At 50.0% G+C, this 12,523-nt stretch carries 10 protein-coding genes; all 10 read left to right on the plus strand.

The annotated features are described in order from the left end of the window. The first annotated feature begins 203 nt into the window (after positions 1 to 203). The gene (locus LQZ19_RS17230; protein WP_411048926.1) at positions 204 to 446 is read left to right on the plus strand and encodes a type II toxin-antitoxin system Phd/YefM family antitoxin; all 243 of its coding nucleotides are present in this window, start codon (positions 204 to 206) and stop codon (positions 444 to 446) included. After that, positions 443 to 835 (plus strand): type II toxin-antitoxin system death-on-curing family toxin, encoded by a 393-nt coding sequence (locus tag LQZ19_RS17235; protein WP_411048927.1) that lies wholly within the window; start codon positions 443 to 445, stop codon positions 833 to 835. Before LQZ19_RS17230 ends, LQZ19_RS17235 begins: the two co-directional genes overlap by 4 nt. A 95-nt stretch (positions 836 to 930) precedes the next feature. Next, positions 931 to 1,857, plus strand: a complete 927-nt coding sequence (locus LQZ19_RS17240; protein WP_411048928.1) for an aldo/keto reductase — start codon at positions 931 to 933, stop codon at positions 1,855 to 1,857. Positions 1,858 to 2,099: 242 nt separating this feature from the next. Continuing rightward, a complete protein-coding gene (ruvB, locus tag LQZ19_RS17245; protein WP_411048951.1) occupies positions 2,100 to 3,089 on the plus strand; it encodes a Holliday junction branch migration DNA helicase RuvB in 990 nt (329 codons plus the stop codon). Next, the gene (gene queA / locus LQZ19_RS17250; RefSeq protein ID WP_411048929.1) at positions 3,064 to 4,086 is read left to right on the plus strand and encodes a tRNA preQ1(34) S-adenosylmethionine ribosyltransferase-isomerase QueA; all 1,023 of its coding nucleotides are present in this window, start codon (positions 3,064 to 3,066) and stop codon (positions 4,084 to 4,086) included. Before ruvB ends, queA begins: the two co-directional genes overlap by 26 nt. 69 nt (positions 4,087 to 4,155) lie before the next feature. Next, entirely contained in the window at positions 4,156 to 4,368 is a 213-nt protein-coding gene (locus LQZ19_RS17255) for a hypothetical protein (protein WP_411048930.1), read from the plus strand. A 13-nt stretch (positions 4,369 to 4,381) separates the two neighbouring features. Beyond that, positions 4,382 to 6,178 carry a glycoside hydrolase family 13 protein gene (locus LQZ19_RS17260; RefSeq protein ID WP_411048931.1) on the plus strand — a complete coding sequence of 599 codons (1,797 nt, stop codon included), beginning with the start codon at positions 4,382 to 4,384 and terminating at the stop codon, positions 6,176 to 6,178. Positions 6,179 to 6,413: 235 nt separating this feature from the next. After that, positions 6,414 to 9,245 carry a hybrid sensor histidine kinase/response regulator gene (locus LQZ19_RS17265; RefSeq protein WP_411048932.1) on the plus strand — a complete coding sequence of 944 codons (2,832 nt, stop codon included), beginning with the start codon at positions 6,414 to 6,416 and terminating at the stop codon, positions 9,243 to 9,245. Further along, positions 9,238 to 9,663, plus strand: a complete 426-nt coding sequence (locus tag LQZ19_RS17270) for a response regulator (protein WP_411048933.1) — start codon at positions 9,238 to 9,240, stop codon at positions 9,661 to 9,663. Before LQZ19_RS17265 ends, LQZ19_RS17270 begins: the two co-directional genes overlap by 8 nt. Further along, positions 9,660 to 12,428, plus strand: a complete 2,769-nt coding sequence (locus LQZ19_RS17275) for an ATP-binding protein (protein ID WP_411048934.1) — start codon at positions 9,660 to 9,662, stop codon at positions 12,426 to 12,428. The genes LQZ19_RS17270 and LQZ19_RS17275 overlap by 4 nt, the downstream gene beginning before the upstream one ends. Positions 12,429 to 12,523 lie beyond the last annotated feature (95 nt).

The raw sequence follows: 12,523 nt of genomic DNA on the forward strand, positions 1-12,523 counted from the left end.
CCGCCGATATATTCAGGGTTCCAACGGAAAGGTAATAACTATTTATATAGGTTGTTATGCCCACGGATAGCTCGAATTTCAGTTGTTCAAGCATTTGGTACCCTACAATGATCGGGTCTTTTTGGTGTCTTTTTCAATGAGGCACCGCAGTAGGTTGAATTTTACCTAAGTTCTGGATATACTCTATGTAAGAGGAGATCCCAATGAAAATTGATACCGTCAACATGCTTTCCATTTCCGAGGCTAACCAGAATTTTTCCAAGGTTACCCGAATGGTTGATAAAAACGGCTCCGCAATTATTCTGAAAAACAATGTGCCCCAATACATGGTGATACCCTTTAAGCTTGCCGAACAAGCCCAGACAGTGGCGGACGAAGAACTATTCGCCCTCTCGGACAAACTGATGGCGGAAAATAGCGAGGTCTACAGGGAATTGGCAAAGTGAAACGCATCTCGACAGATCAAATTATTGAAATACATAAGAGACTCATCGGCCAAAGTGGCGGAGCTGAGGGTATTCGGGATATAAACTTGCTGGATTCCGCAGTCAGGTCTCCCTTCCAAACCTTTGGCGGGATAGATCTCTACCCTAATTTGTATGCAAAGGCTTCTCAGATGGGGTATCAGCTTATTAACAACCATCCTTTTTTGGATGGGAACAAACGTATTGGTATCCATGTATTGTTTTTATTTTTACGTATAAACGGAGAAGTAATTGATGCTGCGGATGATGAAAAAATATCCCTGGGGCTGGGTATTGCCCGGGGCGACTTAAAACCGGAAGATGTATACCGGTGGTTGGAAACCCACTCCAGGCCATACCAATTCCTTTGACCGTCGGCATTCTGAGAGCAAAGTGGCGGAGCTTGAGAATGGGTAATAGACATGGGGTCTCAATAATTATATAATACCCAAAAAAGGGGTATACTATGCATTCTATTACTTTGGGAAGAACCGGGTTAAAGGCTACCATCGCGGGGCTGGGCTGCGGAGGACACTCCCGGATCGGCCTTAATCTTTACGGCCTGGATCATGCCGCCGGAATAGTCCGCGCCGCTTATGACGAAGGGGTCAACTTTTTCGACACCGCCACGGTCTACGGTACCCAAGGCGCGGTCGGCAAGGGTCTTGAGGGGATACCCCGGGACACGTACATCCTGTCCACCAAGTTCCCCTACAAGGATAAGACCGCGGATGACATGGTCAAAACCCTGGAAGAAAGCCTGCGGGAACTGAAGACCGATTATGTGGATCTCTATCATCTCCACGGGGTTCTCCCCGCCGATTACCCCCGGGTCAGGGACACCTTCGTTCCGGTTATGCAAAAGCTTAAAAAGGAAGGCAAGATCCGTTTCCCGGGTATTACGGAGCTTTTCGATACCGATACGGGCCATGAAATGGTACAGGTTTCCCTGAAAGAAGACCTTTTCGATGTGATCATGGTAGGCTATAACCTCCTCAACCCTTCCGCCGTAGAACGGGTGCTTCCCCTGAGCCTGGAGAAAAATGTCGGGGTCCTCTGCATGTTTGCGGTGCGGAAAGCCCTCCATGATCCGGAACAGCTCGCCAAGGATGTACGGAAAATCCTTGAAACCGGTCAGGCGGACCCTTCCCTGGTAAAACCCGAAAATACCTTGGATTTTCTTACCCAAAAGGGCATAGCGGCGTCCATCCCCGATGCGGCCTACCGATTCTGCCGCCACACAAAGGGTATCGACATCGTGTTGACCGGCACCGGCAGCGCGGATCACCTCAGGCAGAACCTCCGCTCCATCCAGGCGCCGCCCCTGCCCGCTGAGGCTCTGGAACAGCTCCGGAGCATGTTTGGCCGGGTTGACTGTATAAGCGGTCAGTAGGAAAGAGGCCTGCCCGATTCTTGCTTTTTATCGGCAATACCGCATTGGGTAAGGATATGGGCATCGCTACCTTTAACCGCAGGCACTTTGAAAGCTTCGGCGCCGAGCTGTATCCCTTGTGAAAACAAGCCCTCCCGGTCTATAGTACTCCCATGGGCAAACGAAAACCCGACAACCCCGGCCCCTCCGAAGAGGATATCCCCAAGGAGACTTTGTCCCCGGGCCTGCTCCACCCAGAGGCCATGGAGGAGGATACCCGGGACTACTCCCTCCGCCCCCGGAGCCTGAAGGAATTCCTGGGCCAGGCGGCGATGAAGGAAAATCTGGAAGTTTTTATCCGGGCAGCCAAGGAGCGGAAGGAAAACCTGGACCACCTGTTTTTGATCGGCCCCCCGGGGCTGGGCAAAACTACCCTTGCTCAGGTGATAGCTAACGAACTGGAAACCGAAATTGTACAGACATCGGCGCCGGCCCTGGAAAAGCCTAAGGACCTGGTAGGGATACTCACCAGCCTGAAGGAACGGAACGTTTTTTTTATCGACGAAATTCACCGGCTCAAACCGGCTATTGAAGAAATGCTCTATATAGCAATGGAGGACTACGGGATCGACTGGATAATCGGCCAGGGGCCGGGGGCGCGGACCCTTCGCATACCTATCAAGCCCTTTACCCTCATCGGGGCCACCACCAAGGCGGGGAATGTTTCCAGCCCCCTGGTGAGCCGCTTCGGCATACCCTGCCGGTTTTCCTTTTACGAAAACGCCGACATGGAGGCCATAGTCCGCCGTTCCGCAGGAATACTGGAGACAAGGATCGACGATGACGCTGCGGCGCTGCTGGCGTCTTCAGCCCGGGGCACCCCGAGGGTGGCGAACCGGCTCCTGCGGCGTATGCGGGACTTTGCCCAGGTTGCCGGGGAGGTTTCAATCACAAAAAAGGTAGTGGCAGAGGGGCTGCGCCGGCTGGAGATAGATCACCTGGGCCTGGAAAAGCAGGACCGGGAAATTTTGGCCATAATCATCAAACGGTACAATGGGGGGCCCGTGGGCGCAGAAACCCTGGCGATTTCTATGGGGGAAGGGGTGGATACCCTGGAGGATTACTACGAACCCTACCTGATCCAGGCGGGGCTGCTCCAACGTACCCCCCGGGGCCGCATGGTTACAGCTCTGGCCTATGAACATCTTAAACTTCCCAAGGGCAGCAATGAAACTAACGGACTTCTCTTTTGATCTCCCCCAAAACCTGATTGCCCAATACCCGCCGGAACAACGGGGGCAGAGCAGGCTCATGGTCCTGGACCGGGCTCAGCGCAGCCGATCCCATCACCGTATGACGGATCTTCCGTCCCTGCTTGAACCGGGTGACCTCCTGGTCTTTAACAATTCCAAAGTCAGAAAAGCCCGGATCTATGGGATAGGGGCAGGCGGCAGCCGGGTAGAATTTCTGCTCCTAAAACGCAGGGATCATCAAACCTGGACGGTCATGGCCCAGCGGACAAAACGCCGCCGTTTTGGGACCCGCTATGCTTTTGCGGATGAACTGGAAGCTGAAATCACCGGCGAAGAGGGGGAGCTCCGTTTACTCCGCTTTGACAGGCCCATTGATGATGCCTGGCTGGACCGGCACGGCCATATTCCCCTACCCCCCTACATCAGGCGTGATGATACCCCGGCGGACAGCGACCGTTACCAGACCGTCTACGCCGCCGTCCCCGGCTCCGCGGCGGCGCCCACGGCGGGGCTCCACTTTACTGAGGAAATCCTCGCGCGCCTTACAAGCCGGGGCATAGAAAGCGCCTTTGTCACCCTCCATGTGGGGCTTGGCACCTTCCTCCCGGTGCGCAGTGAAACTATTGAGGACCACCGGATGCACGAGGAAAACTATTCCATTGATGAAGAAACCGCCGCTAAAATCGAAAAGGCAAAGGCGGAAAAGCGCAGGGTTATCGCCGTGGGAACCACCGGTGTCCGCACCCTGGAATCCGCCTGGGACAGCGCTGCAGGGGAACTTCGCCGCGGCGAGGGGGCCACGTCGATCTTCATCTACCCCGGCTATACCTTTAAGCTTGCGGACGCCCTGTTCACCAACTTCCACACCCCCGAATCTACCCTGCTGATGCTGGTATCGGCTTTTGCGGGCAGGGATTTCATCCTGGACTCGTACCGGGAGGCAGCGGAAACGGGCTACCGCTTTTTCAGCTACGGCGACGCCATGTTAATCGTCTAGAGGAACCCTCAACCTTCATCAGGGATTACCGATAATAGAAGGAGTTCTAAAAATATTCGGAGGACGATGATGAAACGTTTCTGTATAAAATGCGGATCAAACCAGGCTGCATATTTTGATATTCTTGAACAAACCGCCGATGGATACCGGGTCCGCATAACCAGGATTTCCAATGGATATGAAAAAATACTTGACGATTTTATGGACAACCAGCTTTTTGAAACCTGCGTTAAAACCGGGTATATTTTTGAGATGAAAGAAAGCGCCAGTTCTGTTGCCTGAAAAAGCTTCTCCCATGGAAAAAACGCCCCAGGTGAACCACCGGGCAGCCTTGCCCTGGCGCTGGCATGACAAATACGAATCCACAATAACCCTGCGGCTCCAGGCTTCTGCGGACGTAGCGGAGGCAGCTTTACTGTACGGGGACCCCTACGACTGGACCGGCCCCGGCGCCCCCGGTTCAGGCCCATCCCGCTGGAACTTCGCCGAGCAGGCCATGGAGGCCCAGTTTTCAGGAAGCGATACGCTTATCTGGCGAACTACCATCCCCGTACCCCGGAGCAGGCGTCTCAAATACGGGTTCCGGCTGAAAACTGCATACGGGTCGTTTTACTATTCCGAAAACGGCGTCCAGGCCTATACTCAGGATGGGGCGGACCGTATCCCCTACAATCATTTTTCCTACCCCTTCATCCATGCCGTTGATTCCCCGCTTATCCCCCGCTGGGTGCAGGACACGGTCTGGTACCAGATCTTCCCCGACCGTTTCCGTAACGGGAACCCCGCCATCTCGCCTGCCGGTTCCGAAGACTGGGAAACCGGGAAACCGGAACTGAACAATTTTTTCGGCGGGGACCTGGCGGGAATACGCGGTGAATTACACTACCTCGCCGATCTCGGGATAAGCGGCATCTATTTGACCCCCATATTCCCTTCACCCTCAAATCACAAGTATAACATTCAGGATTACTACGCCGTGGATGAACAGTTCGGGGATATGGGGGAACTGAAGGCCCTGGTAGCGGAGGCCCATGAACGGGGTATCCGGGTTATGCTGGATGCGGTGTTTAACCATGCCGGGGAGAGCCACCCCTTCTGGCAGGATGTGCTTAAAAACCAGGAACAGTCCCCTTACAGGGATTATTTTCACATCCATCATTTTCCCGTAAAAAGCTCCTACCGTGAAAAGGAGGCCATGGACTTTGACACCTTCGGCTTTTACCCCGGTATGCCCAAGTGGAACACCGAAAATCCGGGGGCCCGTAACTATCTGCTGGACGCCGCTGCATACTGGATACGGGAAGCGGACATCGACGGCTGGCGGCTTGACGTGGCCAACGAGGTCTCCCTGGATTTCTGGAAAGAATTTTCCCGTTCCGTGCGTTCCCTGAAGGATGAATTTTATATTGTTGGAGAAGTTTGGTATGACGCTTCAAACTGGATACAACCCGGTTATTTTGATGCCGCCATGAACTACCCCCTGGAATCAATTATCTCCGGTTTTTTTCTTGAGAAAAAAACTACCGGCATTCAATTCACAGAAAAACTGTTCGCCGTTCTTTCCCGGTACAGCGATATTCACAACCGCGCAGCCTTTAACCTCCTGGATTCCCACGACACCGGCCGCGCCCTGACCAGGGCCGGGGGGGATAAACAGGCCCTCCGCAACGCCTTTACCATGCTGTTCCTGCTCCCCGGCTCACCCTGTATTTACTACGGCACCGAAGTGGGTCTGGAGGGGGGTAACGATCCTGACTGCCGCCGGCCCATGGTATGGGATGAAAAAAAACAGGATGGGGAGTTGAAGGAATTTTTTAAGGCCCTGATAGGGTTTAGAAAAAGATACGCCGCTATTATCAAAAACAACGTCATTGAGTACCGTATTATGGAAGACATTCACCGTTGGGTATTTTCCGCTGAGAATGAAACACTAACGGCGGTTTACGCTGAAGGGAACACATCCGGGTTTACAGCCCCGGGGCGTGTTGTGTTTTCCGCAACTTGTAACGCAGTTTCCCGCGCAGGCGATCCGGCCGAGGCCGAAGGTGGATTAACGCCCAATATTCTCACGATTTTTTATAGCGAAAAGTAACCGGCTAGTCTTATTAATTACATGATATTACTATGGTATAGCGCATTCTGTAGAAAAAACTGGATTTTTTTAATCATTTTGTAAGAATTTTATGAAAAAGTAGAATATTTTATTGACTTTTTTGATTCATCCGTAATGTCTCCGTTATATTGACCATACCGTGATATTTCAAGTAAGATTTTAATACTCTCCCGGGCGTATCCGGAACCTGGTGCTCTTGAGTAGTTTGGAGGTAATGGTGAAGACGCTTCCTATCCGCTTTAAGGTAATTCTTATCATTGCTTCAATCGTTATCGGCATTACACTGTCAAGCCTTGGCCTGGGTTTTCTGGTGAGCCAGACCCGTTTTCTGGAAACTGTCGAGGGCGATATAACCGTGAGCAGCAGAATCGCCGAAACCATGATCTCCAATGAAATCGGGCTAATCAAGGAAAAAGCCCGCTCTACCGCGGAATTGGCGGCCCTGGCGGATCGCGACGAATTGGACGGTATCCTGCAATCCGAGTTTGAATGGCACCATTACATTGGCCTGGTGGTTTTGGATACCGACGGGATAATTGCGAGCCGCGGCGAGGTTGAAAGCTATGAGCAATACCGTAGGAGCAGGTCTGCGGCGCGGGCATTTCAGGGGCAGACGGTACTGGCCACCACAAGGATAACCGAAAACGGCAGGCTCATACTGAGGATAACCATTCCAATAACCGGGACAGGCCGGACATTAGTGGCCATTTTACCCGGAACGCTATTTGCCGACATGGTGTCGGAATTCCGTATATGGGAAACCGGGGGTATTTTCATCATTGACGCCGAGGGGGTCATGATTGCCAACTACCGGCCGGATACCGTTCTGGAGCGGCGCAATTATATAGAAAGGGGGGAAACTGATCCCCGGGCGAAAAGCGCCGCCGATTTTTACCGCACCATGCTTCAGGGCGGCAGCGGCATTGGAACCTATACCTTTGACGGGAAGGAGCGGCTTTGCGCCTATTTGCCGATAGATGGATCCGATGGCTGGATGCTCGGAGTATCCGCTCCTTTGCAGGAAAGCCCCCTGGCCCAGCTTCAGGATATGCTGATCTTTTCCTCAATTATCTTTCTGGCCTTGGGCCTTCTGGCCGCCTTTTTTGCCGCTAATAGCATTGCTGTTCCCTTTGAACAAATCAAGGAACAAAACCGCCGCCTGGAGGAACTTAAAAAAACTGCGGAATCCGCCTCGGAAAGCAAGAGCCATTTTCTCGCGAACATGAGCCACGAAATGCGCACCCCCCTGAATGCGATTATCGGCCTTTCGGAACTTCAACTAAGCTCCGAGGAACTGCCTGAGAACAACTACAATAATGTGGAAAAAATCTACATTTCCGGCATGACACTCCTGGGCATTATCAACGATATTCTGGATATTTCCAAAATTGAGGCCGGAAAATTTACCCTGGTTCCGGCGGAATACGAAGTTCCCAGTATGATCAATGATACGGTGATTCAGAACATGATTCGGATTGGTTCCAAACCCATCGTTTTTAAACTCCACCTTGATGAAAAGCTGCCCCTTAAGCTCATCGGGGATGAGCTGCGGCTCAAACAGATCTTTAACAATATCCTGAGCAATTCATTTAAATATACCAAAGAAGGAAGGGTGGATTGGTATCTTTCAAGCGAAATTGACGGAAATGATGTTTGGCTTACAAGCCGTGTTCAGGATACGGGGATTGGTATTCGGGAGGAAGATATCAAGCGGCTTTTTATCGACTTTAATCAGGTCGATATCAAAAGCAACCGCAAGATTGAAGGGACCGGCTTAGGCCTTTCCATTACCAAAAATTTGGTGGAACTCATGGAAGGCAGCATTACTGTTGAAAGCGAATACGGAAAGGGCAGCACCTTTTCCCTCAGGATACGGCAGCAATACGTAAATGACCAGCTTATCGGCAGGGATGTTATTAAAAATCTTTCGGAATTTAATTATACCGCCGACCGCCGTTCCAGGAAAGACAATTTGGTTCGGGCCTATCTTCCCTATGCCAATGTTTTGGTGGTGGATGATGTGTCGATTAATCTTGATGTAGCAAAGGGCATGATGGAGCCCTACGGCATGACGGTGGACTGTGTGGATTCCGGGCAGAAGGCGATAGACCTTGTTCGGGAAGGTAAAATAAAATACAACGCGATTTTTATGGATCACATGATGCCGGAGATGGACGGGTTTGAGGCGGTCAGAATTATCCGCAATGAAATTGAAAGCGAATACGCCAAGACGGTACCCATCATTGCCTTAACCGCCAACGCGATCCTGGGCAACGAAGACCTTTTTTTAAAGAGCGGCTTTCATGCATTCCTTTCCAAGCCCATTGATATTCTTCAGATGGACGTGATCATCAACCGGTATGCGCGGAATAAAAATCTGGAAAAAGAATTATCCCTTCCCAAGGAAGCGCCCGACGCGAACAGGGAGCAGGGAAGCAAACCAAAGTCCAGCCTGTTTGAAGGAAAGTCCGTCCCGGGGATCGATTTTAGTACCGGCCTTGGCCGTTTGAAAAATAATGAAAAAACCTATCTGGGCATATTAGCCGCCTATCTTGCCCAAATCAGGGCCGTACCCGGAAAGATTCAAAGCTTTGCTGCAAATACCACGAAGGATACTCCGGCGGATTATAAGATCCTCATGCATAGTTTAAAGGGCACCAGTTATACCATAGGCGCGGAAGACACAGGAAAACTGGCGGAGGAACTGGAACGGGCGGTTGGGAAGGGAGACATTGAATTTATTAACACCCATATTGGCGCCCTTCTGGACGCCCTTGAAACTCTTGGTGTAAACCTTGCTGATTTTCTTGACCAAGCTAAAAAAAGAAAACCCCAACAAGCGGCTCCCGATCCGGCGCTGCTTACAAAAGTATTGGAGGCCAGTATACAGTATGATATGGGGCAGCTGGATGCCGCCATGGATGAACTTGAGCGTTATGACTATGAATCCGGCTCCGATCTGATTATATGGCTGCGGGAAAAAATCGCCGACTCGGAACTGGAAAAAATTCAGGAGCGTTTGTCAAAGGAGGGAAAGAATGGCTGATAAGCGAAAAACCATCATATTGGTGGATGATGATATGATACACCTTACGGCGGGTAAAGACATTCTTAAAGACACGTACAATGTTTTTCCCGTTTCTTCGGGAGAGCGTCTTTTTGAAATTCTTAAAAAGGTAAGACCAGACCTGATTCTTCTGGATATAGAAATGCCGGTGATGAACGGCTACGCGGTGATCAAGCAGCTTAGGGACAACGTAAAAACTGCGGATATACCGGTTATATTTCTTTCCGCGCATATTGATCCCAGCCATGAACTGGAGGGCTTGGAACTTGGGGCGGTAGACTATGTGTTTAAACCCTTCTCTCCGCTTCTTCTGATGCGGCGTATTGAAACTCATATTCTCCTGTCGTCTCAGAAGGAAGAGCTTAAAAGATATCGTGAAGGGCTTACCAACGAATGAAGAAGCTGAAACTGAAAGGAAAAATCAATCGATCGGTGGGCAGACGGCTGACGGTTTTAATCATCTTTATGATTGTCGCGATTAGCAGCGTGATGATGGTCATCGGCTATTTACGGTTCAAAAAATCTGCCGAAGGGTATTATCACAAAATGGGGGAAATTACCGCGGGTGTTGTGGCCCTGTTCGTTGACCCCGATTCCCTGGATACATACCTTGAAACCCTTACTCCCGATAAACAGTACGAAGATACCATGCAATTGCTTCAGAAAGCGCGGATCGAATGCGAAGCTCAGGTGCTGTATGTTTTTCGTCCGACCGATGAAGGGGTTATTTATATTTACGACACCGATCCTACGGACATGTGGTGTGAATTGGGGGATTTTGATTCCTATGTATATACCAACCCTGACGGATCAGTTGAGCGCCTTTACAAGGAACTTACCGTACAGCAGTTTCTGCGTGGCGGAAGGGTTGACCCCGTTATGGGAATTGCTACCCAATACGGCTGGACAATAACCGTGAACGAGCCACTTTATGGGAGGGACGGAACCTGTAAAGGATATGTAGGTATTGATTTTGATGTAAACCAAATGATGGCCGAACGCAGAATCTATCTTGGGAATTTGGCGCTTACGACGCTGGCCATCACTGCGGCTTTTGCAATAATTTATCTCTATATTATCCGCAAAACTATCGTCCGTCCGGTCGATATCATGGCCAAAGCGGCGGACAGTTTCCTTGTTAAAAGTTTGGTATCCTCTCCGGAAAACGAAAATTCAATCGGGGAATCCGCCATTTTATCCATGGAAATAAATACCGGGGATGAGTTTCAAAGCCTTGCCGAAGCCTTGAAATCCATGGTTCGAAAGATTGACGAGTACCTTACCAACCTGAGTATTGCCGCCATAAATATCCGCCAGAGCGAGAGTGCCAATGCGGCAAAAAGCGATTTTCTTTCAAAAATGAGCCACGAAATGCGTACTCCCCTGAACGCTATTATCGGCCTTTCGGAACTTGAACTGGGTTCCGCTGAACTATCAGAAAAGAGTTACGATAATGTGGAAAAAATTTATGTTTCCGGGATAACACTCCTGGGCATTATCAACGATATTTTGGATATTGCTAAAATTGAGTCGGGAAAATTTACTCTGGTGCCGGCGGAATACGAACTTTCCAGTCTTATCAATGATACGGTTACCCAGAATATGGTACGGATTGGTTCCAAGCCCATCGAATTTAAACTCCATATTGATGAAAAGATGCCCCTTAACCTCATCGGGGATGAACTGCGGGTTAAACAGATTTTTAATAACCTTCTCTCCAATGCCTTTAAATACACCGCAGAAGGAAGGGTGGATTGGTATCTTTCAAGCGAATTTGACGGAAATGATGTTTGGCTTACAAGCCGCGTTCAGGATACGGGGAAAGGTATTCGGGAGGAAGATATTGGCCGGCTTTTTATCGAATTTAATCAGGTGAATGTCAAAAGCAGCAGCAGGGTTGAGGGGACGGGCTTAGGTCTTTCCATTACCAAAAATTTGGTTGAAACCATGGGAGGTAGTATTACTGTTGAAAGTGAATACGGAAAGGGCAGCGTCTTCTCTATCAAAATACGGCAGCAATACGTAAATGACCGGATTATCGACAGCGAGGTTCTTAAAAATCTTTCGGACTTTCAGTACACCGCCAGCCGCCGTTCTAAAAAAGACAATCTGAGCAGGGCCTATCTTCCCTATGTTCATGTTTTGGTGGTGGATGATGTGCCAACGAACCTTGATGTGGCCCGGGGTATGCTGCAGCCCTACGGTATGATCGTGGACTGTGTGGATTCCGGGCAGAAGGCGATAGACCTTGTCCGGGAAGATAAAATAAAATACAACGCGATTTTTATGGATCACATGATGCCGGAAATGGATGGTATTGAGGCGGTCGCCAAAATACGGGCTGTTGAAAAGGAAAGAAATGTGGAGCCCGATCGGCAGATACCCATCATTGCTCTCACCGCCAACGCGATCCTGGGCAACGAGGAACTTTTTTTAAGGAACGGTTTTCAGGCATTTCTTTCCAAACCCATTGATATTATCCGGCTGGATTTGATTCTCAATTTGTATGTCCGGAATAAAAAACTGGAAAAAGAATTATCACTTCCCGAAAGGGCGCCCGATATAAACGGGGGGCAGGGAAGCAAGGTAAAGCTGTTTGAAGGGAAGTCCGTTCCGGGGATTGATTTTAATACCGGTTTAGGCCGTTTCAGTAATAATGATGAAACTTATCTTGGCATACTGGGTTCCTATCTTTCCCAAATCAGCGCGGCGCCTGACAAAATTAAATCCTGCACCGCGGAAACCCTGGCGGATTACCGGCTCCCCGTGCACAGTTTAAAGAGTACCAGTTACACCGTAGGGGCGGAAGCCATAGGGAAGATGGCGGAGGAATTAGAGCAGGCCGCCGGAAAAGGGGACTTTGAATTTTTTAGTGCCCACTCAGGCGCCTTTCTTGATGCCCTTGAAAATCTTGGCCTGGGTCTCAAAGATTTTCTTGATACGGTCAAAATTAAAAAGCCCGTACAAGCGGCCCCTGATCCGGCGCTGCTTACAAAAGTATTGGAGGCCAGTATACAGTATGATATGGAGCAGCTGGATGCCGCCATGGATGAACTTGAGCGTTATGACTATGAATCCCAATCCGACCTGATTGTATGGCTGCGGGAAAGGGTCGCCAAATCGGAATTGGAAAAAATTCAGGAGCGTTTAGGGATATTATAGTACCGCTTCTCCATGTTGCCACTGAAATAGACATTTAGCTAAAAATAGACTATAAAATATAGACATAAGGCTAATTCATTTCCGTTTTCCCTGTG

This window comes from Treponema primitia (assembly GCF_046533075.1).
GTDB lineage: Bacteria > Spirochaetota > Spirochaetia > Treponematales > Breznakiellaceae > Termitinema > Termitinema primitia_B.

What these genes read in the sequence shown, in the direction of transcription:
- queA (WP_411048929.1), top strand. Translation starts at nt 3,064, where the DNA reads ATGAAACTAACGGACTTCTCTTTTGATCTCCCCCAAAACCTGATTGCC.
- LQZ19_RS17275 (WP_411048934.1), top strand. Translation starts at nt 9,660, where the DNA reads ATGAAGAAGCTGAAACTGAAAGGAAAAATCAATCGATCGGTGGGCAGA.
- LQZ19_RS17255 (WP_411048930.1), top strand. Translation starts at nt 4,156, where the DNA reads ATGAAACGTTTCTGTATAAAATGCGGATCAAACCAGGCTGCATATTTT.
- LQZ19_RS17265 (WP_411048932.1), top strand. Translation starts at nt 6,414, where the DNA reads ATGGTGAAGACGCTTCCTATCCGCTTTAAGGTAATTCTTATCATTGCT.
- LQZ19_RS17270 (WP_411048933.1), top strand. Translation starts at nt 9,238, where the DNA reads ATGGCTGATAAGCGAAAAACCATCATATTGGTGGATGATGATATGATA.
- LQZ19_RS17230 (WP_411048926.1), top strand. Translation starts at nt 204, where the DNA reads ATGAAAATTGATACCGTCAACATGCTTTCCATTTCCGAGGCTAACCAG.
- LQZ19_RS17260 (WP_411048931.1), top strand. Translation starts at nt 4,382, where the DNA reads ATGGAAAAAACGCCCCAGGTGAACCACCGGGCAGCCTTGCCCTGGCGC.
- ruvB (WP_411048951.1), top strand. Translation starts at nt 2,100, where the DNA reads ATGGAGGAGGATACCCGGGACTACTCCCTCCGCCCCCGGAGCCTGAAG.
- LQZ19_RS17240 (WP_411048928.1), top strand. Translation starts at nt 931, where the DNA reads ATGCATTCTATTACTTTGGGAAGAACCGGGTTAAAGGCTACCATCGCG.